Source organism: Paenibacillus amylolyticus (genome assembly GCF_047302515.1).
In the GTDB taxonomy this organism is placed as follows: Bacteria; Bacillota; Bacilli; order Paenibacillales; family Paenibacillaceae; genus Paenibacillus; species Paenibacillus amylolyticus_G.
On sequence record NZ_CP168019.1, the window covers coordinates 1270706 to 1296476 of the forward strand.

At 47.8% G+C, this 25771-nt stretch carries 19 protein-coding genes; 15 read left to right on the plus strand and 4 right to left on the minus strand.

The features are described from left to right. Window positions 1–10 precede the first annotated feature (10 nt). Together ACDJ59_RS05565 and ACDJ59_RS05570 are read right to left on the minus strand one after the other, a co-directional pair. Entirely contained in the window at window positions 11–1591 is a 1581-nt protein-coding gene (locus tag ACDJ59_RS05565) for a response regulator transcription factor (RefSeq protein ID WP_413407911.1), read from the minus strand. 7 nt (window positions 1592–1598) lie between these two features. Next, a complete protein-coding gene (locus ACDJ59_RS05570) occupies window positions 1599–3407 on the minus strand; it encodes a sensor histidine kinase (RefSeq protein WP_413407912.1) in 1809 nt (602 codons plus the stop codon). A gap of 131 nt (window positions 3408–3538) precedes the next feature. Here ACDJ59_RS05570 and ACDJ59_RS05575 point away from each other — a divergent pair, with 131 nt between their 5' ends. The 9 genes from ACDJ59_RS05575 to glsA all read left to right on the plus strand — a co-directional run bounded on the left by ACDJ59_RS05575 (window position 3539) and on the right by glsA (window position 14682). Next, on the plus strand, window positions 3539–4870 hold the full coding sequence (locus tag ACDJ59_RS05575) for an ABC transporter substrate-binding protein (protein WP_413407913.1): 1332 nt from the start codon (window positions 3539–3541) through the stop codon (window positions 4868–4870). Window positions 4871–4955: 85 nt separating this feature from the next. Beyond that, window positions 4956–5834, plus strand: a complete 879-nt coding sequence (locus tag ACDJ59_RS05580) for a carbohydrate ABC transporter permease (protein ID WP_413407914.1) — start codon at window positions 4956–4958, stop codon at window positions 5832–5834. Beyond that, entirely contained in the window at window positions 5831–6667 is an 837-nt protein-coding gene (locus tag ACDJ59_RS05585) for a carbohydrate ABC transporter permease (protein ID WP_413407915.1), read from the plus strand. Before ACDJ59_RS05580 ends, ACDJ59_RS05585 begins: the two co-directional genes overlap by 4 nt. Window positions 6668–6680: 13 nt before the next feature. Continuing rightward, window positions 6681–8234, plus strand: coding sequence for a sugar hydrolase (locus tag ACDJ59_RS05590; protein ID WP_413407916.1), 1554 nt, complete (start codon window positions 6681–6683; stop codon window positions 8232–8234). A 747-nt stretch (window positions 8235–8981) separates the two neighbouring features. Beyond that, window positions 8982–10634 (plus strand): LytS/YhcK type 5TM receptor domain-containing protein, encoded by a 1653-nt coding sequence (locus tag ACDJ59_RS05595; protein WP_413409729.1) that lies wholly within the window; start codon window positions 8982–8984, stop codon window positions 10632–10634. A gap of 10 nt (window positions 10635–10644) precedes the next feature. Next, entirely contained in the window at window positions 10645–11445 is an 801-nt protein-coding gene (locus ACDJ59_RS05600) for a LytR/AlgR family response regulator transcription factor (protein ID WP_047843671.1), read from the plus strand. Between the two features lie 180 nt (window positions 11446–11625). Then, window positions 11626–12861, plus strand: a complete 1236-nt coding sequence (locus ACDJ59_RS05605; RefSeq protein WP_091018296.1) for an OFA family MFS transporter — start codon at window positions 11626–11628, stop codon at window positions 12859–12861. 260 nt (window positions 12862–13121) lie between these two features. Continuing rightward, a complete protein-coding gene (locus tag ACDJ59_RS05610; RefSeq protein ID WP_413407917.1) occupies window positions 13122–13604 on the plus strand; it encodes a GNAT family N-acetyltransferase in 483 nt (160 codons plus the stop codon). Window positions 13605–13740: 136 nt separating this feature from the next. Beyond that, window positions 13741–14682: a glutaminase A gene (gene glsA, locus ACDJ59_RS05615; RefSeq protein ID WP_413407918.1), complete on the plus strand. Its 942-nt coding sequence runs from the start codon at window positions 13741–13743 to the stop codon at window positions 14680–14682. A 214-nt stretch (window positions 14683–14896) separates the two neighbouring features. On the opposite strand, the gene ACDJ59_RS05620 is transcribed toward glsA, so the two are convergent. Together ACDJ59_RS05620 and ACDJ59_RS05625 are read right to left on the minus strand one after the other, a co-directional pair. After that, complete coding sequence (locus tag ACDJ59_RS05620; protein ID WP_413407919.1) at window positions 14897–15238, minus strand: YolD-like family protein; 342 nt, start codon at window positions 15236–15238, stop codon at window positions 14897–14899. Then, a complete protein-coding gene (locus ACDJ59_RS05625) occupies window positions 15235–16479 on the minus strand; it encodes a DNA polymerase IV (protein WP_413407920.1) in 1245 nt (414 codons plus the stop codon). The genes ACDJ59_RS05620 and ACDJ59_RS05625 overlap by 4 nt, the downstream gene beginning before the upstream one ends. Window positions 16480–17336: 857 nt before the next feature. On the opposite strand from ACDJ59_RS05625, the gene ACDJ59_RS05630 reads away from it, so the two are divergent. The 6 genes from ACDJ59_RS05630 (at window position 17337) to ACDJ59_RS05655 (ending at window position 25753) form a co-directional block, all read left to right on the plus strand. Then, on the plus strand, window positions 17337–19562 hold the full coding sequence (locus ACDJ59_RS05630) for a hypothetical protein (protein WP_413407921.1): 2226 nt from the start codon (window positions 17337–17339) through the stop codon (window positions 19560–19562). A gap of 26 nt (window positions 19563–19588) precedes the next feature. Further along, window positions 19589–20797, plus strand: a complete 1209-nt coding sequence (locus tag ACDJ59_RS05635; protein WP_413407922.1) for a HEAT repeat domain-containing protein — start codon at window positions 19589–19591, stop codon at window positions 20795–20797. A 22-nt stretch (window positions 20798–20819) separates the two neighbouring features. Then, window positions 20820–22220: a glycosyltransferase family 2 protein gene (locus ACDJ59_RS05640; RefSeq protein WP_174806433.1), complete on the plus strand. Its 1401-nt coding sequence runs from the start codon at window positions 20820–20822 to the stop codon at window positions 22218–22220. Window positions 22221–22495: 275 nt separating this feature from the next. Beyond that, window positions 22496–23299 (plus strand): response regulator transcription factor, encoded by an 804-nt coding sequence (locus tag ACDJ59_RS05645; RefSeq protein ID WP_413407923.1) that lies wholly within the window; start codon window positions 22496–22498, stop codon window positions 23297–23299. A gap of 154 nt (window positions 23300–23453) precedes the next feature. Further along, entirely contained in the window at window positions 23454–24821 is a 1368-nt protein-coding gene (locus ACDJ59_RS05650; protein ID WP_036674926.1) for a nucleotide sugar dehydrogenase, read from the plus strand. An 8-nt stretch (window positions 24822–24829) separates the two neighbouring features. Then, window positions 24830–25753 carry a hypothetical protein gene (locus ACDJ59_RS05655; protein ID WP_413407924.1) on the plus strand — a complete coding sequence of 308 codons (924 nt, stop codon included), beginning with the start codon at window positions 24830–24832 and terminating at the stop codon, window positions 25751–25753. The last annotated feature ends 18 nt before the right edge of the window (window positions 25754–25771 follow it).

Sequence of the window (25771 nt, forward strand, 5' to 3'; positions counted from 1 at the left end):
AACTGGGCCATCATGCATGGCCTGGTTCCTTGTTGTTTGCGGTGAAGGATTTGTGTTGCTTTCGGTACTCCTCTGGAGTCCAACCGGTCAATTTTTTAAACACCCGAAAAAAATATTTTGGATTGTCGTAACCCAGCTGTTTGGCAACCCGGTAGATTTTATCATCTGTGCTCGTTAAGAGCTGCTTGGCTTGCCTAATCCGTAGTCGGTTTACATAATCAGTGAAGTTCTCGGATGTCTTTTCTTTAAATAAATGACTGAGGTAACTCGGGTTCAGGTAGAACAGGGACGATACCCATTCCAGTGTTAAATCCTTGGTATAGTGATTATCGATATATGTCCTGACGTTGTCGATCACTTGATCTGATGCGTAGGGGTTGTCTTCCTTAAGCAGAAGAGCTGTTCCCGTCAGCACCTTTACCATGTAATGCCTAATGCACTCCATATCGAACGAGACGTTCAGGACGGCCTCCAAGCTGGAAGAGGCGCTACTGCTACCTCCGTTCTGGATATAGTTACTCAGCAGCCGTTTGGTTTCCGTGATAATGTCTCGGCACTGCTCTTTCAGGTGGGCAAGCAAAGCGTCAGGCTGGCGTATGTAGAAAGCAAAGAAATCGGTGATGAGTTCTTCCGCCTTCGGCACATTCCCGCACTCTATAAAAAATAACAGTTCATACGTTCGAGCCCACTTCAGTTGATGTAAAGGAATTTGCTCTCGTGAGAATACGTAACATTTGCCAAAATCGGTAATGGCTCGTTCGTCCAACGCAAGGATCGTTTGATGATGAGCTTCTCGGACCCCACCAATGCCTGTATGAGGCAAGCTGATCCCCACACAACATTCCGTAGTTTCGGATTTGGTCAAAATGATACTCGCAGTTTGTTCCGCCATTTTCTGCAAATCAAGCTGGCCTGAGCAATCCAGATCATGCATCAGGAAAAACAGTACTTGATCCGTTTGTGGATGAGGAATGTACAGGCCATTCGAAAAGGTAGGTAGTTGCTGTGCTGTAAGCGGTTGAGGACCATAAATCGTCAATAAAATGAACTGGTCAGATGCCATGATGGCGGCAAATTCCGCAGAGCGGAACACAGGTGTTTTGATGGATGAATGGGGAGCCAGCACATAATTCAGGAAGGCTTGCATGTCTGCATCCCTTTTCATCTGCTCCGTTTCTACTTCTCTTAGAACGACTTCCCGCTGAAGAGAGCGCTCCTGTTCGATGGCTTGGATGGCTTGGTGAAGCGTACCGTGGATCTCATCCCGGCTAAAAGGCTTCAGCAGGTAATTTACAACTTTCGCAGAGATGGCCTCCTGCATATAATCAAAATCGGTATGCCCGCTAATGACAATTAACTTGATGCGCGGATATTGCTGGCATACTGTCCTGATCAGCAGCTTGCCGTCTACCTCGGGCATGCGCATGTCCGTAAAGATAATGTCCGGCTTGAACGATTCAATCAAAGCCAAGGCATCTGCCCCGTTATCTGCTTCGCCTAAGAGTTCAAGCGAGTGCTCAAAAGTCCCGATTTTTTTCAACAAACCTTTGCGGATCAAGGGTTCATCGTCCACAACGATATACGTGTACATCTCTTGGTCACCTCTTTTCCCAATTGGCCGGAATTTCGAGTGTAAATCGAGTTCCTGTATTCAAATCGGTATGAAACGAAAGGCCGTAACCCTCTCCGTAATACAAAGCAATTCGTGAATGCACGTTTTTGATGCCGATGCTTTGTTTATGCCTTTGACCAACGGCGATGAATTCAGGTGGCTGCTGGAGCAATTGTCGAAGTTCCTCCGCTTGTGTTGAGGACATGCCCACGCCGTCATCCCAGATCTCGAACACGATGCTGTCCCCCTGAAACAACCCGGTAATGGTAACGGAACCCTTCCCACGTTTGTTCTCCAACCCGTGATAGATGGCATTTTCCACGAGTGGTTGCAACAGAAGTTTCAGCATGCGACGACTCCGAATTTCCGGGTCCACATTCAGGTTGAACGCGAACTTGTCACCATACCGAATCTGCTGGATGGCCATGTAGTTTTCTACATGCTGAAGTTCTTCGCTGACCGCGACCAGCTCGCTGTCCGTTTTGATGCTGTAGCGGAACATGTCCCCGAGTGACTTGGTCATCACCACAATACTCTCAACTTCTTCGATCTCGGCAATGCTATTAATCGACTCCAGCGTATTGTAGAGGAAATGGGAGTTGATCTGTGCTTCCAATGCCTTCATCTGGGAGTCCAGCATGAGGATTTTATTCTGGTAACTTTCTCGAATATGCGTATCGATGTCTTTCATCATTTTGTTGAACTCATGGTAAAGGATTCCAATTTCGTCGACTTGCCTTGTTACTTGAGGCTTGATGGTCACAAAACGATGAGATTTGGTTTTGCGCATCAGTTTGGTCAATTCGATGATAGGTTTGGTGATAAGGTTGGACAAGAAAAAGGAAAGTAGAAGGAAAATGACGGCACAACTTACGGCCACGTAGAACAGCAACTTTTGTGAGATGTTGTACTCCTCATACAGCCGATCCATAGAGATGTTGGCAATCACGTTCCAATTGCGACCGGGAACTTTCTGGATTACCGTCATCATGTTATCTTGGATTGATTTGTACTGTGAACTGTTGCCGACTTGATGCGTTGCCGCAGCCAGAGTATCGGAGAGAGGAGTGCCAACTCTACTTCCGTCGCTGGAGTACAGGATCTCGCCAGCGTCGTTCGCCAGATATAGATTGGACAAGCTTGGTGCCGGATTACGTTTTAGACCGTCAAAAATGTTCATACTGCAATCCAGCATAAACACCCCTAGGAACTCATTGTTGTTGGGATCGTAGAGAGCTCTGGAGAAGCCAATGGATTCCTTGGCGTTAATGATGTAAGGTTTGACGCCTACTTCACCAATATACAAATCGCCTTTACGCTGGATCGTATCCAGATACCACTCATCGCGAAGTGCGACATAATCGAGGCGTAGGTCTGTGCCGCTACTGCCATAGCTTATCCATTTGCCATCAGGTGTGAAAAGGTACAAACCATTGATGTAATTGTAACCAAGCAGAATGTTTTCAAAGATCAATTTCAATTTGCTGCGGATCATGAAGATTTCATATTGATCGTTGGTACCGTTCAACTTGATTAGTTCATCACTCACAGTGCTGTAAGCGGTTGCATTGGAAGACTGCTGAAGGAGTGTGACGGAGATCCGGTCGATGTTCTGCAAAATTTCCTCCATGCTCTTGACCGAATTGCCTATAGTTGTCGACGTCACGAGAGAGGTCTGCTCATTCACCAGCTTCGTGTAACTGCGATAGGAACTGACAGAAACGACGATAATTGGCACGATTGATACGAGGACGAGGACCAGAAAAAGTTTAGTTTTGATGTTGATCAGAATCATACGTGCTCCTCCCGCCATTTGTCAATTCTAAAAATAGTGCACCATACGAGCCAAAGCAAATGCACTTTTGCCCACCGTATGATGAGAATGTGCACAAAGCAAGAATAAACATGAATTGGGGGAATGACAAGATGAAAAAAAGAAAACGACTGTGGTTCCTAACTTTGGTACTGCTCATGATGTTTCTGAGCGCATGTAGCTCCAGTAGCCAGGAGGGGAGCGGTACGGATACCAACAACGGAAGTACAGATGAGTCAGAAAAGCCAATTACGTTGACGATGATGCTTTCGGGAAACAAGGCATCCGAGGGAGAGGATTTTGAGCTGGAGACCTTGCCGCGTCTAGTCAAAGAGAAGTTCCCGAACATTAACTTGGAAGTACAAAAGTTGCCTGATGATCAATACAATACATCTGTTCGAACCAAGCTTGCGGCTGGACAGGGACCGGACATTTTCTGGATTTTCCCGAAAAATGCGGCTGGCGGTGTCATTGATTTTGCAAAGGCAGGCTTCGCTGCGGATCTGTCAGATCTGAAGTTCTGGGACAACATCAGCCAAGGAGCGAAGGAAGATATGTCCTATGAGGGTAAACCTTACGGCGTGGCCGAAGGACTGGACTTCCTCGGCGTTTACTACAACAAGGAGTTGTTACAGCAGGCAGGATATTCCGAGTTTCCGAAGGATTGGCCTTCGTTTCTGGATTTGTGTCAAAAGTTGCAGGCAGCGGGCGTAACACCAATTGCGATGGGAGACAAGGACCCTTGGATGATCCAATTCGGTATGTATCCGATTGCAGCCAATGTCGTGTATCCGAATGAGCTGGATTTTGATGTCAAACTGCAGAACGGCGAAAAATCGCTGACTGATCCAAAGTGGGTTCAAACGATATCGAAATACAAAGAGCTCTATGATAACAACTACGTCGTTAAAAACTCGCTTGGTATTGGCAGTGCCCAATCTGCGCAGTTGTTTATCGACGGGAAAGCAGCCATGACCTTTACGGGAACATGGGATTATGCCTCCATGACGTCCAAAGGTGCTACCGAATTTACTCGCGGATTCGCTTCATTGCCAGGTAACGAGCCGGAACAGCCGGTGTTTGTATCTGCTGCAACATCCGCCGGATACGCTTTGAATGCCAAATCGGCAAACCTGGATGCAGCCAAGGAAGTACTGAACTACCTGTTCGATGGTGAATCCGATCTGTTCAAAGCATTTGTGGAAGCCAACAGTTCCATCAGCGTGTATAAGGACGTAAAACTTGAAAATCAATTGTTTAAGGAAGTGAATGACAACTATCAACAAACTGGAAATTCCGTCTACTTCAGCAACCAGATGTGGCCAGCCGGAGTATCGGACGTCATGCAGGCAAAGTTTGCCGAAATTATTGCTGGACAGAAAACAACACCAGAAGATGTGGCAAACGCCATGGAAACCAAGTTCAGAGAGCTGTGGAAAAACTAGAACAAAACGATGCTGTCTGCTGTAAAGGGGAGAATGATTGTCCTTCTTCCCTTGCCGCAGGCCCTCTTGGAAAGGATGGAGCAGGATGAGCTCTACTGTAATGAAAAAGTCCATGTACTGGTTTGCTTTGCCGGCATTGATCTTCTACCTGACCTTCTGGATCTTCCCGATCCTGCGGTTGTTCCAGTACAGTATAACGGACTATAACGGGTACGCCCAAGCCTATAACTATATCGGTTTCGACAACTATAAGGAATTGTTCCGGAGCGACATCCTAGGCATTTCTTTAAAAAATACACTGATCTATACGTTTGTCACCGTCATAGCTGGCAATATCATCGGTTTGGCAATGGCATTGCTGTTAAACATGAAAATAAGAGGAACCGGGATTTACCGTTCCCTAGCGTATATTCCCACTTTGTTCAGTGCGATTGTCGTCGGATTTTTGTGGAGCTACGTCTATATGCCGGATTACGGGCTGATTTCTTCCTTTCTCGATAAACTGGGTATCGCAAATGAACTGAATTTCCTGGGTGATTACTCGACCGCGCTGTATTCTATTATCTTCGTGGAAATCTGGAAGACGATCGGAACGACAATGATTATCTTCCTTGCAGGACTACAGACTGTTCCGAGCGACCTGTTGGAAGCCGGACGGATTGATGGCTGCGGCTCCTGGAGATTGCTGCGACATGTGAAGATTCCATTACTGGCAACAGCGATTACAATCAACGTGACGTTAAGTTTGATCAATGGACTCAAAGCGTTTGACTTCCCGTTTATCATGACGAATGGCGGTCCCGGCACGGCTACCAACACGCTGATTTATACCATCTACAAGATGGCATTTACGGAACAACTCTTTGGTAAAGCTTCGGCTCTTGGTGTCATTTCCTTTGCCGTGATTATCGTCATTACCGCTTTTTTTGTCCTGAAAATGAACAAACGGGAGGTGTCGGCATGACGCTTCGTAAAGTTTTGGGGAAAGGGTCCGTTCAGGTCGTTGTGCTGTTGGTGATGGCGTTAAACCTGATTCCGTTAATTATTGCCTTTTCGACATCACTCCGAGATCCAAGCAACAACACCAATCCGCTGGTCCTGTTCCAGGAGATGTCCTTTGGAAGTTACAAGGCTGCCTTCGACCGCATGCACTTTCCGGAAGCGCTATGGAACAGCGTGGTGTTAACCGGGGTATCGGTCGTGTTCGTTGTCGTGTTTGCGGCGATGGCGTCCTACCCGATGGCCCGTTTGAAAACAAAGCTAAGTAAGTTTATGTATTTGTTTTTTTTGTCCGGACTCGTGGTACCTGCGCAAATGGTATTGATACCGATTGTGCAAATGATTAATGCGCTGCATATTCCAACGAATCAATATACGCCTATTTTCATGTTCATTACGTGCAGTCTACCGTTTTCAACTTTCCTGTACACGGGTTTCATTCGAAGCGGTGTGCCTGAGGAGGTAGAAGAAGCGGCGCACATCGACGGGGCGGGATTATTCCAACGGTTCTGGACCGTCGTGTTCCCCTTACTCATTCCGGTAACGGTTTCGGTCATTATTACGCAAGGTGTCTGGATCTGGAACGATTATTTCTTCAATATGATCTTTATTTCCAGCGCAGGAGATTCACCGTTACCGCTGGCCATGATCGGATTTTTGGGCGATCAGCAAAATCCCACGCAGTGGAATGTCCTGTTTGCAGCGTGCTTTCTGTGCGCGCTACCGATGCTGCTGGCGTTTCTGTTCCTGCAAAAATATTTTATCGGTGGTATGACCGTTGGGGCGGTCAAAGGATAAGGAGGACACTGCAATGAGTGAAAAAGTGATAAACACAGCCTGGCTGGAAAAAGCGCAGGGTCTGATGCCGGAGCTTCGCCAGCAAAAAGTTTATCCGGAACATGTCGTGAGCGCAGTTCCGGATGCGGCGGCTTTTCAGGGATGGCGTATCGAGTCGCTTGGCCCAGCGGAGCAATTGTCCGATCAAGTACTGTGCAAGGGAGACAGTATTACGCTGGATTTCGGGGAGCATCTCGTCGGTTATCTGACCTTGTCGCTGCTTAACGAACGCAGTAATGCAGATGCACCTCTCAGGTTGAAGCTCACATTTGGAGAAATGCCCTGTGAGGTCGGTGAGAATTTTGCAGAATATTCGGGTTGGCTTAGCCGTTCATGGCTTCAGGACGAGATCGTGAATGTGGACGTGTTACCTGGCACGCTAACACTGGATCGTCGCTATGCCTTTCGGTATCTGAAAATCGAGGTGGTAGAAACGTCGATCCGTTACGATATTCGAATTAACGATATATATTGCATGACGGTGACTTCAGCAGACATAGGGGCAGTACCTCAATTGCCTGAAGGTATCGACACGGAGCTGCTGGAAATAGATCGCTTGTCCGTGAAGACACTCCGGGATTGCATGCAGACGGTATTCGAAGATGGACCGAAGCGCGATCGACGTTTATGGATCGGAGATCTTCGCCTTCAGGCCCTCGTCAATTATGAAACATTCGGCTGTAATGATCTCGTCAAGCGCTGTCTCTATCTCTTTGCCGGAACGAGATTAGAGGGAGGCCAGGTAGGCGCCTGTTTGTACGAACAACCGGAACCGTACGTGGACGACATTTACCTATATGACTATGCGTTGTTCTTTATTGCGACATTATGGGACTATTTTGAAGCTACCAAGGACAGGGAAACGTTGGAAGAACTTTGGCCGGTGGCTAGAGAACAGATTGAGATTGGGCTTAAACGACTTGATGAGCGGGGCATCGTAAGGGATGACGATACATGGTATTGTTTTCTGGACTGGCATGAAGAATTAAATAAACAGGCCGGTGCTCAGGCAGTTCTCATCTATAGTATGAAAAGGGGAAGGTCGATTGCCAAAGAACTAGGGCTGCCGGAGTATGAGGAATGGATTAACGCACACATCAAAGACGCTGAGCAAGCAGCCCTCGCACATCTGTGGGATGGTGAACAGGGCTTTTTCATCAGTGGTGAGAAAAGACAGATATCCTGGGCATCGCAAGTGTGGATGGTTCTGGCTGAGATCATGGATGCTCCTGCGGCTCGGCAATTACTAGATCGATTAACAAGTAGCGGAGAAGCTATTGGCATGACCACGCCGTACATGGTTCATCATTATGTTGATGCATTAATTATGTGCGGGGAAGAGGAGAAGGCACTGGAGCAGATCCGAAGGTATTGGGGCGGCATGCTAAAAGATGGGGCGGACACCTTCTGGGAGTTGTATGACCCGGAAGACAAAACGTATTCTCCTTATGGCAGCAATTTGGTCAACAGTTATTGCCATGCTTGGAGCTGCACACCAAGTTATTTTATCAGGCGAAATTTTTCGTGATTTTGGACTTGAGGTCAACCAGGTACGTCTGGTTGACCTTTTTGGATTAGTTTCAGATAGTATAGAGCCTGCCATGGCCTATTGTTTATTTTTATCTGTTTTTGTTCGTAACGTTAAAAGAACGAGTGGCTATTAATGAAGCGATAAATACGAATATTAAAATAAAGTTATATGGGTTTCCTTTAAGGTTGTAGACTTGAACGATGAGTGCCAGAGTTGAGATGCTTAAGATTATTCGCAGGACAATCGCCGATGAGCGATCGGGATGTTGGCTTCGTTGGGAGATAAAGTATAGGGTGTACCATAAAAGACTAAAAGCAGAAGTGCACCCAGGAGTAGAATGGCAAGCATGCAGGAACACCTTTCTATAATTAATTTCACTGAATAATTGGAATAACATGACAACTAATTATAACATAGGTTTTTCTGGAGTCGGACATTTTCATAGAAGTTAAAGGATGAACTATCATATGCATGCATGGTGCTGTCTTGTTGATGTTTTTTCACAGGATGGACTTTGCTTTCCTCCGGGGGGAGCGGTAAACTGTTGCATACGAGCATACGAGCATACGAGCATACGAGCATACGAGCATACGAGCATACGAGCATACGAGCATACGAGCATACGAGCATACGAGCATACGAGCAGTAGGGATCGATGTCATGGATGTTTCGTCAAGAGTGTAGCGTGTCGGTATGTATTTATATTAGACAGATGTGGAGGAAGTACGATTGGAAATGTTTACGATGCTGCTGGGTTTATTTGAACGGGCGGCGCTGTTGATTATATTTTTATTCTTTCTGTCGAGGGTGCCGAGGTTTAGGCAGATTCTGCAAAAGGGGAAATTAAGGTGGCAGGAGTATATTGCGGTTACCTTGTTATTCTGTGCTTTTGCCATCTTCGGGACGTATACGGGCATTAATGTGGAAGGTTCACTCGTGAATGTGCGGATCATCGCCGTGTTATCGGGTGGTATTTTGTTCGGAGCGCCTGTAGGTATTATTACGGGGATTGTCTCCGGGGTGCATCGGTATTTGATCGATATGGATGGAGTCACAGCCATCCCGTGTCTGATCACGAGTATCCTGGCAGGTCTGGTCTCCGGATATATACATAAGTACACGCCTAAGCCTAAGCGATGGATTATCGGTATTGGTGCCGGAATGATCTGTGAAGCGCTCACGATGTTATTGATCCTGCTGTTTTCCTATCCCGATCCACTGGGTGCCGATATTGTTTCGAAGATTGCGCTGCCTATGATTCTGGGTGAAGTCAACATTGGGCTAATTGTGCTCTTGGTGCAGAGCGTTGAAGGGGAAAAGGAAATGATTGCAGCCCGTCAGGCGAAGCTGGCACTGGAGATTGCAAACAAAACCTTGCCGTATTTCCGTTCGATTGATGAGGATTCTCTGCGCAAAATCTGCCGGATTATCCAGGAGGATATTCAGGCTGATGCGGTTGCAATTACGGATACCCGGAATGTACTGGCTTATGTAGGATTTGGCGAGGAACGATATCATATTGGTAATGAAATTATAAGTGAGATGACCAAGAAGACGATATCCAGCGGGGAGATTACGATCAGTAATGATGTGATTGATGAAAAAACACCCGATATCCACTCGCTCTTAATCATTCCGCTCAAAGAACGAGGAGACATTACAGGTGCGCTCAAAATCTATTATCGCAAAGCGTACAAAATTACGTATCCATTACAAACGATGGCTGTAGGTTTATCGCAGATCATATCGACCCAGATGGAGGTATCGCGGGTAGAAGAGATCAAGGCTGCTGCCAACAAAGCAGAGCTGCGTGCATTACAGACAACCATTCATCCTCATTTTCTGTTTAATGCGCTAAATGCGATTGCATCGTCTATCCGAACCAAACCGGATCGTGCCCGGGAGCTGATTGTGAATCTATCCGGGTACATGCGCTACAATCTGGAGCTGTCGGATGAGTTAATTGATATTCATAAGGAACTGGAGCAGGTCCGGAATTATGTAGAAATTGAGAAAGCTCGCTTTGGCAGCCGACTTAACGTGATCTATGAGATTGATGAGGTCGCGGTGCATATTCCGAGCCTTGTCATCCAGCCGCTCGTGGAAAATGCAATTATTCATGGCATTCTCAAGGTCAAAGGACCCGGGACTGTTCGAATTCGGGTACAGGATTATCCGGAGTTTGTGCGAATCAGTGTCAGTGATACAGGGGCAGGCATCAGTGCAGATATTATTGAACGGGTCTACCACGACCGTATGCCTGGTAACCAGATCGGGCTATATAATGTGCATCGCCGGGTCAAACTTATTTATGGACAAGGTGTAACCATTACAAGGCTGGAACAAGGAACCGATATTTTATTTGATGTGCCCAAAGGAGATGTCGTAACAAGGTGATGATGGATCAATGAGAGCTCTTATTGTGGAAGACGAGATTCTGGCAAGTGAAGAATTGAATTATTTAATCCAAGAACATAGTCAGATTGAGGTGGTTGATCGCCTTGAAGACGGACTGGATGTACTGAAGTTTTTGCAGGAACAAGAAGTAGATGTTATTTTTCTCGATATCAATATTCCCTCGCTGGACGGTATGATGCTGGCCCATCATATTGGGAAGTTTGCAACGAAACCCTACATTGTATTTACTACGGCGTATAAGGAACATGCAGCGGAAGCCTTTGAGTTGGAGGCGTTTGATTATATTCTGAAGCCGTATGACGAGAAACGAATTGCTGCAATGCTCCATAAGCTGGAGCTCGCATTCAAACGTGATCATGCGCCGGTGGAGCAACATGTTGAGGATGGACCAGCCCCTACGGCGGACGGATCTGCTGCGCATGGTGAACTGGTACGAGAACGAGATACGAATTCCCATACAGACAGAAGAATTAATCTGCTGCGGAATGACAATATTATTGTTACGGATACGGCAGATATCTACTATGCGGAAGCACAAGAGAAAGTGACGAAGGTATATACCAAAAATGGGGAGTTCACCATGCCAGTGAGCATATCGGATTTTCACAGCCGACTGCCACAGGATACGTTCTTTCGCTGCCACCGTTCGTACGTCGTAAATCTGTCGCAAATCCGTGAAATTGTACCTTGGTTTAACAATACGTATCTGCTTCGTCTGCGCGATCTGGAGGCTGAAGTACCTGTAAGTCGCGGTAAGGTCAAAGAATTCAGGCAACTCATGCGCATCTAGAAGCATTTCATTCCGCATCTGATGCAACTCATGCTCAAAACGGTGTAATGAATCCCCTTTCATGTATGATTAGCTTGTGAACGCATTCATGTATATGACATCGGCAAAGGGGAGATCACGATGAAAGCAACCATTTCATCCGTTTCATCAACACCTGAATCAACATCTGCACCTACAAAAATGAACCGCTGGCTTATTGTTTTGGGGACCATCATTGTACAAATGGGTCTTGGAACCATCTATACTTGGAGTTTATTTAATCAACCGTTGTCTGATCGTTTCGGATGGGACGTCAGCTCGGTCGCGATAACTTTTTCAATTACCAGTTTTGCTTTGGCATTTGCCACATTGTTTGCAGGCCGGTTGCAGGAACGTTGGGGTCTTCAGCGCCTGATCCGTGTAGCCGGGGTTGTGCTTGGGCTGGGTCTTATTCTGAGTTCCCAAGTCACCTCGTTAACCCTGCTGTACATTTTGGCTGGATTTGTCGTTGGTTTTGCAGATGGTACGGCGTACATCACGTCGTTGTCTAATCTGATCAAATGGTTCCCGGAGCGTAAAGGTCTGATCTCGGGTATCTCGGTCGGCGCATTCGGTACCGGTAGTTTATTGTTCAAATATGTGAACACGGCATTGATTGGTGCCGTTGGTCCTGCTCAGGCATTTATGTACTGGGGCATTATCGTTCTTGTTCTGGTCGTTGCGGGATCATTCCTGATCCGTGAAGCGGTTGTTCGTGAACAGGCTCCGGCAAGCAAGGAAGGATCCAAACAAGTCGTGGCACGTCATGACTATACGGTGAAAGAGATGCTGCGTACAAAAGAAGCGTACATGCTGTTTGTTATTTTCTTCACGGCGTGTATGAGCGGTTTGTATCTGATCGGTATTGTCAAAGATATCGGTGTACAGCTTGCAGGTCTTGATGTAGCTACCGCTGCGAACGCAGTGGCCATGGTTGCGATCTTTAACACGGCAGGACGTATTATTCTTGGTGCGCTGTCGGATAAAGTAGGACGAATGAAGGTCATCGCTGGTGCGCTGCTGGTTACAGCCGTAGCTGTCATGACACTTAGTCTGGTTCCACTGACCTTCGGGATCTTCTTCGCCTGTGTGGCGGCCGTTGCATTCTGCTTTGGCGGTAACATTACGGTATTCCCGGCGATTGTGGCCGATTACTTCGGACTGAAAAATCAGAGCAAAAACTATGGTGTGATCTATCAGGGATTTGGATTTGGTGCTTTGGCTGGATCATTCATCAGCGCCCTGCTGGGCGGATTCCATTTAACCTTTATCGTAATTGCTGTACTCTGCGCTGTCTCGCTGTTGCTCGCACTGATCATTACACCTCCGGGTCAAGGTCGTCGTGCACGTCAACGTGAAAAACAGATGAACCTTAACCCTTCATCACGGGCAAGCTAACAACATGCACTGGAAGTACGGAACAGAGAATATTTCTTCATCTTAAAAAGCAAATTAAAAAACAAAGTAACAAAGCGGTCTCCAGTTGAGGCCGCTTTTTGGTATCTACAGTGGTCAGATTGCTGACTTGTTGACCTATCGGACCATCTGGCTGCCTGCAAGCGTGGTGCCTTGTGTGCATTGTATCATTCGCATCTGTTATACTCTAGGTGAATTCATCAAGACTAAGACCAAGTTATGTACCCCAGAGGAGGCATATCATGAAGTTTATTAAATACACACAACCTGATTTTGATGATTATTATGCATTGGTTTCCAATATGGAAGTAATGAAACAGATTACAGAACGTGCAATACCTGAGCAAGAGGCGAGAACACAATTCGAGTCCATGCTGGATTTTAATGAGCGTTCCACTTGCGGACATTACCGGGTATTTAGTGAAGATGGTGCTGGTGTTGCGTATGCCAAATTGATTCCGGATCAGGAGGACCCGACCAAGGCTGAGATAGGTTACATGATCCTGCCTGAACATTGGCGCAAAGGTCAAGGCACATCCATAGCGTCACGGTTGATTATTCAGGCACAAGCCGCAGGGATTGGATCACTCTATGCAGTTATCGATCCGGGTAACGCTGCTTCCCGCCGGATCTTGACCAGGCAGAACTTTGTATCCACCTGGACAGGTGATTACGATGGTCTTCCCGGTGAGATTTTGGAGTTAAATCTTCAAATGAAGCGGTAAAGGAACTGTTCTGAGGGTAATCAGAGAATATAGGGCATCTTGCATGAGATGGCTGGAACTCATTATCATCATGGTGCATGGGTTCAACATTTCATGCAAGATGCTTGCTTATATAGAGATGTGGAGGAGATGACATATGAGCAATTCAACCATGGAACGTCTGAATGCATTGCTACCGGAGTGGCTGGAGACCAGTCGTTTGCACACCGGGCAGGGTAAGGTGGCTTCTTATATCCCGGAGCTTATCAAAGCCTCTCAGGATGAGCTTGGTATACATATCATGGACGCCGAAGGGAACTATGTGTCGGCAGGGGATTGCGGTGTCCCATTTACGATGCAAAGTATCTCCAAAGTATTTACCCTTATTCTGGCCTTAATGGACCATGGTGAAGAAGCAGTCTTCTTTAATGTAGGAAAAGAACCCACAGGCGACGATTACGATTCGATGATCAAGCTTGAACTAGTCGAACCCGGTATTCCGTTTAATCCATTAATCAATGCGGGTGCGATTACGGTGTCATCGCTTGTTGGAGGAGACTGTAAGGAAGAAAAATCACGCCGCATTCTGGAGTTTTTCCGCAAACTGGCGAATAATGATCAGCTGGGCTATAACGAAGAGGTGTTCCAGTCCGAATCGGAGAGCGGTCATATGAATCGTTCACTTGGCTACTTTTTGAAGCACAACGGGGTCATTAAGGATGACGTTGAAGACGTGCTTGCCGTGTATTTCCGTCATTGCTCCATTGAAGTGACGTGTGCAGATCTGTCTCGAATGTCACTCGTTCTGGCCTATAATGGAACAGATCCAATTACGGGAGAAGAACTCATCCCTCGTCGCTATGTTCAGATTGCCAAAACCTTCATGACCACCTGTGGTATGTATAATGCATCAGGCGAATTTGCCATCGAGGTTGGATTGCCCGCCAAAAGTGGAGTATCCGGAGGGATATTGACCCTTGTACCGGGACAATTCGGCATAGGTCTTGTTGGCCCGGCTCTGAATCGCAAAGGCAACAGTATTGCCGGCGTGCATCTGCTGGAGCGTCTGTCCAAGGAATTCGACTGGAGCTTTTTCTAAGAAGTTTTTCAGAAAAAAAGCTTTACCCTTATATGTAGCCGATGAATCACATATCTGATATTTTGCTTCTTTAGAACGAAGTGAATGGTCAGGATATGTCTCGTCGGCTGCTTTTGGTATTCACCTGGAAGTGTAGGAAGACAGTCCTGCATGGCAACGGCTATGCTGCATCTATCATGGAATATCCACAACATCGGGGTGGGTATATCTCCCTTCAGTCATCGGCTAGGGCCACATCTGTAATGAGGTTCATCTGAATATCCCGGGACCCATCTTTCATCAGTAGTCTGAGGGTCCGGGCAGGACGGTCCAGCCGAAGCACCTGCCCGGTGTAACGGATATCGTCATGTTCGTGAAACAACGTAATAGTGACCCTATCTCCAAGCATCATCGAGTTGCTGAGCAAACGGGACATTTCTTCTGCGGCCTGGGCATCCAGGGATGGGCGGGTACGAGGAGCAAGTTGTTCCTGATGAAGAATGTAGGCTTCCCGGTGTTCGGGGAGCATCATGCGTGAGGACTCGAAGATACCGTTTTGCTGCAATTTTTTACTCATTTATAATGACCTCCAATTTTATAAGAACGTTCATGGGCTTGAGCGGACGAGTAGAGGGAAGATGCCCGCATAATGGCGGTATCTCCGTACCTGCGCTTGATATCATCCGTGGCACGCTCCAGTTCTCTTTTGCGTTCACGGTCATCGAACCAGGACAGCTGCACTTCAGAATCGGGTACAAGTCCGGTCAGTGACACGCTGATGCGACGGATGGGTAATCCGTCCCAATGGCGCAGGAACAGAGCTGCTGCCGCATCGTATACTTCATCCGTAATGTTGGTGGGTTCATTCACCTTCATCTGGCGGGAGAAACCGGTTGGCCGATCATAATCCTGTCCGCGACAACCAACCGAGACCACATGGCCCATGAGTGATTTGTCCCGGGAACGTCGACTGACAAGTTCCGCCAGTTCAAGCAGTACCACTTTGATATCCTCCCAGGAGTCATAGTCCTGGGGCAGCGTCATCTGATGTCCAATTCCCTGCTGCTGATGAGCATACGTCCCGGGTTTGACCGGGGAATCGTCAATACCGCGGGCGATACGCCACAGTACCTCGCCATTCACACCCCAACGTTCTCTCAGTCGGGACAGTGGGGTCTGGGCCAGATCACCGATGGTGTGAACCCCCATCTTGTAGAGATGCTGCGCCATGCGGGAACCAACCATGAACATGTCTCGCACAGGTTTTTCCCAGATAGTCGAAGGCAGATCTTTGCGAACTAGCGTACAGATGCCTCCCGGGACTTTCTTGGCATACAGATCACAGGCCATCTTGCTAAAGACCTTGGTATCACTGATGCCGATTCGAATGTACACACCCGTCTCATCCATCACTCTGGATTGAATGCTGCGCGCAATCGTCTCGGGACTGCCGAACAGATCCAGGCTTCCGGTGACATCGAGGAACTGTTCATCAATACTATAGGGTTCCACCAGATCGGTGTAAGACTGAAGGATACGCGTAATATGAAGGGACACCCGAATGTATTCGGACATCCGGGGGCGAACAACAACAACATCTGGACATTTGGCGAGCGCTTCGCCCAGTCGTTCAGCTGTCGTAATTCCATAGGACTTGGCGAGTGGACAGGCCGCAAGAATAATACCCGAACGGCGCGCCGGATCTCCCGCGACAACGAGAGGGCGGTCCTTGTATTCCGGATGTGCAGACTTCTCCACACTGGCATAGAATGACTGGCAGTCTGCCAGCATGATGACACGTCTGTCTTGGCGAGGCATAAGACTTCTCTCCTTATCCGTGATGCTAAGCTCATCTGTTAAGCATCAATTATCTTTATTTGAACATCGATAATTAACAGTTTATTTACAGTATGGAACAAGTGTTCTTGTTTTATAAGCATATCCGACAATTCGAGATGCGGCAACCGGAATTATTTTGCAAATTGGACACAATTATGGGTTAGCTATATTAGAGGCAGAAATTAGGAAATAAGATGTGCTTTTTTACATTTAATGTGAGAGATCCGTGACTTCCGGGTGATGACCGGGCGTTCATTTGGTTTTTTGTAAAAGGGCTATAAATGGGCACAGTCCTATAGAGGGGGACTGACGTCCTTTTTTGATTTTCTGCATTTTTCAGAAAACCTTGATGTGACGCGGAATATCGCTGATGCGTTATCGGACTATAGTATCAATTTTGTAATCTTTATGGTTAATACTGTAAAAAGGTCCGCAACTTTAAATTATAACTCGCGTTTAATGGGGTATGTGTTCAAACGGCAAACGTTGCCTGTACCCGCGTTGCACATAACAATAAAGGTTCCAGAAGTGCAAGATCAGCAGGGTATCTAATCCATGCGATTCCAGCAAATATTAGCGTTTGGGAATCAGACGTATCCTGGAGGCTTTCGGGTGCTAGTTGATGGCGCTTTTTACGAATTATGGGCAGAATGTTCCATTTCATGTTTGCTTCCATCAGCCTAGTTACAAATGCAGAGTCTTAGCGCTATAGTGAGAACTACACCGCTGACATCTCTACCAAGCGGACATCCGAAGCGGAATGATTCGTAAACTTCATGTTGGACCATTCGATGTTGAAGCAGGATGCATATTAGAGAGGTGAGCAATCTAAAGACATGAGCAGACAAAGACGAAGACGCTGGCTATTAACGGTGTTGACAGGAGCAGTGGTGGTGACCGGTGGGATATTTGCCGGATGGCACTATATGCAACCCAAGCTCGTTACGTACACAGCGGAGAACGGCACGGAGATGAAATTCAAGACCGATGGAGACCGGTTCATGGAATACGGGCCAGATGGAACGTGGAGGGAGATGTTCGTCAAAGGTGTCAACCTGGGCGCAACTTCACCGGGGCATTACCCGGGAGAATTCCCGCTGACCAAAGAGGATTACTTGCGGTGGTTCCAGCAGATCGAGGATCTGGGAGCCAATGTAATCCGGGTATACACAGTTCACGAACCAATTTTCTACTCCGCATTGGTCGAATATAACCGCGGCCGGGAGCAACCGTTATATTTTATACAGGGCATATGGTCACCTGAAGAAGAGCTGATTGAGAAACAGGATGCCTACGCGGCCCATATTGAGCAGACGTTCAAGCAGGAGATTGAAAAGGCCGTATCTGCTGTCTATGGCGATGCGGACATTCCTGCCAAGCAGGGAGAGTCCAGCGGCAAATACAAAACGAATGCAGGAAAATACCTGATGGCCTGGCATGTGGGGACGGAATGGGACCCGGCGATGGTAGACAACACAAACGCAAAACATGCGGATGTGCCGCAGTACAAGGGAGTTCATTTCTCGGCGAGTCCAGAAGCGTCACCGTTCGAGAACTGGCTCGCAGAGCTGCTGGATCATACGGCGGTCCTGGAGAAGAAGTATGGATGGGAACATCCGATGACCTTCACCAACTGGGTAACGACCGATGTGCTGGATCATCCCGGCGAGCCGCTGTATGAAGAGGATCTCGTCAGTGTGGATGCCCGACATATTCAGCCGGAGGCATGGCAGGGAGGTTATTTTGCAGCCTACCATGTGTACCCGTATTACCCGGATCTGTTCCATATCGATAAAACGCTCCAAACCATCAAGGATGAGAACGGTGAGTACAACACGTACAAAAGTTATCTGCGCAAGCTGAAAGCCGAGTTTTCCGATATGCCTGTAATGATTACAGAGTATGGCGTACCCTCTTCTCTTGGTATTTCCCATCTGGGTATGGGAGGACGGAATCAGGGTGGACATAACGAAGTAGAGCAGGGAGATATTGACGCGTCACTGACGCAGGATATCTATGATGAAGGGTATTCGGGAGCAATTGTGTTCATGTGGCAGGATGAATGGTTCAAAAAAACATGGAACACGATGCCACTGGAAATCCCGGCTGATCGCCGTGCATATTGGCTGAACGTGCTGACAAACGAGAAGATGTTTGGTCTGCTTGCCATGGACCCCGGTAAACAGGAACAGTTGACTATCGACGGATCACTGGATGACTGGGATGATCTGAAGGATGAAGAGGTCACGACCTGGCAGGGTCAAGTGGACGGCATTCAGGAAATGAAGATGACCCATGACGAAGCCTATCTGTATATTGGGCTGACCTTGGATCAACCTTTTGACCCGGAGAAGACGGTGCTGCGAATTGGCACAGATACACTTGCCGGAGGCAGTCAGCCTGACAAGATACTCCCGGGCCGGACGCTCAGTGATGGTCTTGAGACGGTGATTACACTGGGACAGGATGAAGAATCACAGGTGGAGATTGCCAAGGATTATGACTTTAATCAGCGCCTGTACGGCAAAGAAGGATACGACATGCTGCCAGATCAGCAGTCAGACTCGGCAGATCCGTTCCACCCATGGAATCTGGCAGTCAGCCTGAGGATGACACCGCCGGATACCCGATCTGCTCAACCGTTCATGAATGAAAAGGTCGGAACATTGAAGCGGGGAACGACGGCTCCCGGTCAGCCCGATACGGATTCATTAACGGCATGGCAGTATAACGGCAATCAAGTGGAGATGCGAATTCCCTGGATGCTGCTTGGGTTCGGTGATCCGAGTTCGCTGCAAGCGATCGACTATGGACCGCTCAAGAATGGACGTGAGTTCTCCACAGTTGCTGTGGAAGGCGTTACCCTCATTCCGTGGTTAACGGACCGCGCCACGAAGAAAGTATCTTGGCCTGGGGGTGAACAGACGACCCTGAACTTGAATACTTTGCCGGTATATAGCTGGCAGCCTTGGGAGCAGGTGCAGTATAGTGAACGGCTGAAGCTAAGCTACGAAAAAATGAAGAAGAGTTATGAAAAAATTCCTAGTTTTCAGATCGAATAAATGAGTATAAAGGAGGACCTTTTCACATGTTTCCAAGTTTGGCTTTGGCCTATCTGTTTTTGTACATCTGTATCGCACTTGTTGTTGTAGGCGTCATCGTATTGTTTGCCATGAAAATGTCCCACAATGGCAAACGACGCAAGACGGCGTTTTATGAATTGAAACAGCGTGACTACTTCACCTATCTGCAAACAGCCTTGACCGAGAATAGTCCGCTCAAACTGCCACCAGGCAAGCTGGCTCCGCTGGAACGCAGAGTCATTCAGGACAGATTAATTGAATGGATCGACCAGTTCAAGGGTGAGTATCGCGACAAATTAATTGCACTGTGTCGTGAAGCAGGATTCGTAGAGCATGATCTGAAGGAACTGGGCCGTCTGCGTTATGGTCGCCAGATTGATGCAGCTTATCGCTTGGGTGGCATGCGTTGTCCCGAAGCCGTTCCGGGTTTGATGGAATTGCTGAAGGATGAGAAACCAGGCCCGATGGCCATTATGATTGGTCGGTCCATCTCCAGATGTACGACTCAGCAAGGTGAACTGAAAGACATGCTCGCTTTGCTGTTAACCAAAGGTAAGTCCATTCACCATCTGGCAGCAGATATACTGCTCGAAACGAGTCTGGATACGAGCAGAATTCTAATTGAATTGCTGGAGGATCGGAATCCTGATTTTGTCAAAGTCGGACTGGTTGCCATGTGGGGACAGGCTGTGCCTGAAGTGATGCCTGCACTCGACAGACTGGTAGGCGCAGAACATCAGGATGTACGTGCCGAAGCAGTGAAGCTGTATCTTAGCGCAAGTCCGGCACTCCGGGATGAGACAATTCTGAAGCTGATTCAGGACCCCGATCCGGAAGTTCGCGCCGAAGTGGTACAAGCGCTTGGTTCGAAACATGCATCTGGCAGTATTCCATTACTGCGCAAAGCGCTGCGGGATGAAGACTGGAGAGTTCGTTATAACAGTGCGGAGAGTCTGAGCAAGCTCGGTGAACCGGGATTCGAAGCGCTGTGTCAGGCTGCGGTGCAAGGTACAGTTGCTGAACGCGAGATTGCGATGCAGCAGATTGAGAGCACCATGCAGCATACGAGAACCGATGACAGAGCTGTAGAGCAGATGATTGCACATAACAAAAAAAGACTGCTGTACGATCGCTATTTCGGCCCTGTCCGAGAGAATAGAACCAGCAAGAAACGCACAGGTGTCGCTACGGTAGGAGGGGATTACACTGCTTAGGGATCTACTATTAATCTACGGCATGGTCGCAATCTACTATGTTGTTTTTGTAAATACGCTCTACTTTTCCATTCTGGCTTTATCGTTCCGTAACATCTGGACGATCTTCCGGCGGTCGCATTATTCCAAATACAATACATTGTCAGGCTCGGAACTGGTGCCTTCCGTTTCTCTGCTGGTACCGGCATACAACGAGGAACTGACGATTATTGAAAATGTGAACTGCCTGATGACGCTGAATTATCCAACGTATGAAGTCATTGTTGTGAATGATGGCTCCAGTGATGCCACGCTAAATATCCTGTTGGAGGAATATCGGCTGAAGCCAGTACCCAATACGAAGATTCGGGGCAAGATCGCCTGTCAGAAAATTCGTGGGATCTACCATAACCCGGAGTTCCCGGATCTGTATGTCATTGATAAGGAAAACGGCGGTAAGGCCGATTCCCTCAATGCCGGGATCAACCTGTCCCATTATCCGTTGATCTCTTCCATCGATGCCGATTCTTTGCTGGAGAAGGATGCCCTGATCCGCATGGCACGCATGTATATGGAGAATCCGGAAGAGACGGTAGCCATCGGTGGAGATGTACGGATCGCTAATGGCTGCAAAATTGAAAACGGGGCAGTACAAGATGTATCGCTGCCACGCAAGATCTGGCCCATGTTCCAGTCGATCGAATATCTCAAAGCCTTCCTGGGCGGACGGATTGGTTGGAGTCACATGAACGGTCTGATCATTGTCTCTGGTGCCTTCGGTATGTTCCGTAAGGACGCTGTAATCGCCGTGGGTGGATACCGGGATGGTTATCCTGGGGAAGACATGAACATCATCATCAAACTTCACCGTTACATGCTGGAAAACAAATTGAAGTACCGCATTGCCTTCTGTCCTGAGGCCGTATGTTGGACGCAGGCACCGGATTCCTACCGGATCTTGTCCAGTCAGCGTAAGCGCTGGGGCCGCGGGAATCTGAAGAACATGATCGAGAATCGTGGCATGTTGTTCAATCCAAAATATAAGGTTATGGGTATGGTGACCATGCCATATAACGTCCTTTTTGAAGCGCTCAACCCGTATTTCCGGATTACCGGACTTCTGGCTCTCGCTGGATATGTCCTTCTGGATATGACGCAATGGCCGATTCTGGTTCTGTTCGGACTGCTGAACTTTGTGAGTGGTTATCTGCTGAGTGTAGGCGCACTTGTCCTGGAGGAGATTGCTTTCAAACGTTACAACAAACTCTCCGATCTGGTCAAAATGCTCGTCTACTCCGCGCTGAAATTCGTGGGTTACCACCAGCTCGGCGTACTGTGGAGATTGCAGGGACATGTGCAGTTCATGCAAAACAACAACTCATGGGGTACCATGACACGTCAAAGCTGGTCCGAGGATGAGAAGAAAACAAGCGAAGCCGCTTGATTAAAGAATAATCAAAGCAATTATATGTCCAACTAGACATTTACACGATAACGGAGAGGGCAGAAAAAGCCTGAAGAAGCGAAGCGTGCACCTAAAAGCTTTCTGAAAGAAAGCTGCATCGAAAGCATACCTTTATCCCCGGATTTCCCCTTGTATAAAGGAATCAAAAAATCTGGGGATAACAGTGATCGAAAGGCTGTTCTGTCATCGGAGTGTCAGTGTAAATAATATTTTTTTGGACTTATAGATAATCGAGGAGAAGGGTGGAAAAGAACATGCCAAATACGGCGACATTGCAGCGTGAGGCTGCCGTTAATGTGTACCGAAGTGTAGAACAGGGATTGAAGGAAACGGGTGCCGAAACATGCGGCTTAATGTTCATCCATTGTGCAGGAAACTCTCAACCTGAGCAGCAGGTCAGGACACATCTGGAACAAACGAGTGAGTCTGCCTTCCAGGTGTGGAAGGATGGGGCTACCCAAGCGATTGCCGTCCTGCTGCCAGGTTTGACACTGGATGAAGTTCATTATGAAGGACTTCGGATCAAACATGAGTTGCAAGAGACTGTACCCGGTGCCGATCCACAGATTACACTGGCCAGTTTCCCGGAAGGGGAGCGCCCTTCGAAGGCAACTATTCAGCATATGGCTGAGTCCTCGAAGCTCGTTGATTCGTCGGAGATTCATATCTACACGCTGGACAATACGGCGGACGAGCCGGAACGAATTTTGATTGTGGACAACGATCCGACGGTACGCGAATTCCTGCAATTGCGGTTGAAGATGCAGGGATACGAAACCTATGAAGCCGTAGATGGACTGGCTGCACTGGAGTTAATCGAGAAGGTTACACCAGACTTAGTGCTCACGGAGCTGAATCTGTATGGCATCGACGGTCTGCCGTTCATCCATCATATTCAGAACCTGGAGATGGAGCATCCGCCCAAAATTGTCGTGTTGACCGAGCAACGTGTCGAGCAGACGATCAGCCAATGCTTCCGCAGCGGCGTGGATGATTACATGACCAAACCGTTCTCACCTGTAGAGCTGGATGCCCGAATCAGACGCTGCCTGCATTAGAAGACAGCTTGGAACAACTGATTGTGTGAAGTGCAAAGTAAGAGCTTTTTTTACACTATGAATCAGATAGATTAGAGCAACATTTAGAGCACAGACACTCATCTATTTATATGGATTTTAAGCACCACCAAATACACTGCCCGGAGGGAATATCATGGAGAATCAACAATTCCACACATTACTGAATGCGATTGAAAATAAAGAAGCTGTACTCGGCGTTGTCGGGCTCGGTTACGTAGGACTTCCACTTGCCGTGGAAATGGTCAATCAAGGTTTCACGGTAATCGGAATTGATCTGGATGCGTCCAAAGTAGAAAGTATCTATCAAGGAGATTCCTATATTCACGATATTTCGTCTGATGAGTTGAAAAAAGTAATGCAAAGCGGTCGTTTCCAGCCAACGACAGATTACAGCATGCTGCGCGTGATCGACGCCCTCAGTATCTGCGTACCGACACCGCTTAGTGAGAATCAGGACCCGGATACGTCTTACATCGAGACTGTTGTGGATCAGATCAAACTGCATATGAAACCAGGCATGCTGATTACGCTGGAAAGTACCACTTATCCAGGTACAACCGAAGAACTGATCCAGCAGCAGCTGGACAAGATCGGACAAGAAGCAGGTAAAGACTATTTCCTCTGCTTCTCGCCTGAACGTGTGGACCCGTCGAACGGACGTTTCACAACATTTAATACGCCGAAAGTAATCGGGGGCACAACTGAAGCTTGCTTGAAGCTCGGAACAGCGCTATATGGAAAATATGTAGAAACCGTAGTACCGGTATCTTCACCAAAAGTGGCTGAGATGTCCAAACTGCTGGAGAACACATTCCGCAGTGTGAACATTGCCTTTGTAAATGAAATGGCGATGATGTGTGACCGCATGGGAATCGATATCTGGGAAGTTATTGACGCGGCGGCGACGAAACCATTTGGTTTCATGCCATTCTATCCAGGCCCAGGCATCGGTGGACACTGCATTCCACTTGATCCGATGTACCTGTCATGGAAGGCCAAAGGCTTCCGTTTCTATAGCAAATTCATTGAGCTGGCGCAATCCACCAATGACAACATGCCATATTATGTGCTAAACAAAACGTCAACGATTCTGAACGAATACGCTAAATCCGTACGTAAATCCAATATTCTGCTCCTCGGTATGTCGTATAAACCAAATATTGCCGACCTGCGTGAATCACCAGGACTGGAAGTATATGAACTGTTCAAGGAAAGTGGAGCTAACGTTAGCTACTACGATCCACATGCGGATTCCTTCCAGGACAAACATGGCGAGACCGTACACAGCGAAGCGTTCAATCTGGAGCAGTTCAAGAAGTACGATTGCATCGTGCTGATCACCAACCACAGCGATTTGCCTTACTTTGATATTGCCGAGATGGGTGTGCCGATTCTGGATACACGTAATGCGTTCCGTTCGTACACACATCCGCATATCTACAAAATTGGTCACTCGGTACAGCATCCTGTGCTTGAACCAAGTGAAGCGTTGCTCGTCTGAGGAAATATATGAGGCAACGGGGCAAGCTGGTGGGTATGGCGAAATGGGCTATTCTGGCTGTGGTGTTGTGCCTGTTGCTTCTGTCCTGGATGTTCAAATGGTTCTCGGCAGAGGAACATAAAGCGACCTGGCTGTGGGACGCGTCCATTATTGCAGAGCAGACACCTGAGATTATTGCTTTCTCCAAAGAACAGGGCGTGGATTCCATCTTCCTGCAAATCCAGGATGAGGTGCCTGACGCAACATACCGCAAATTCATTGCGGCTGCCCGGCAGGCTGAGATTGAAGTGCATGGACTTAACGGTCATGCAGACTGGGCCTATGAGGAGAAGCGGGATGAAGGACTTGCTTTTATCGAGCGAGTAAGAGCATACAATGCAGCTTCGGCCAAGAATGAACGCTTCGAAGGCATTCAACTGGATGTGGAGCCGTATCAGTTGAAGCGCTGGGAGAACGAGGAGAGCAGCGTCATTGCAGAGTGGCAGAACAACATGAAAGCCTGGACAAAAGCCGGCGAGGATGCCGGACTGTACATGAGCGCTGCCATTCCGTTCTGGCTTGATGCCCGTCAGTCGGCTGAAGGTGAGGGTACATTCAGTCGGTGGGTGATCTCACATTTCGATGCGGTGGCCATTATGGCTTACCGGGACAGTGGGCAGCAGATGTATGATCTGTCCAAGGAAGAACTGGACGAAGCGGATGATCTCGGCAAGAAAGTCTGGATCGGAGCGGAACTCGCGGATACACACGAGGGGGATCACCTGACCTTTTTCCGTAAACCGGTTAGCAATATGAATGAAGAGATGGCAAAGGTGTTTGATCTGGGTACCTCTCATTCTTCTTTTGCAGGTGTAGCTGTGCATCATTATGAAGCATGGTATGCGAAGGAGAACGGTATTCCGCTTGCGCGCAAGAATGAGGAGAAGGAATAGTGTTAGGTCAGCGTTAAC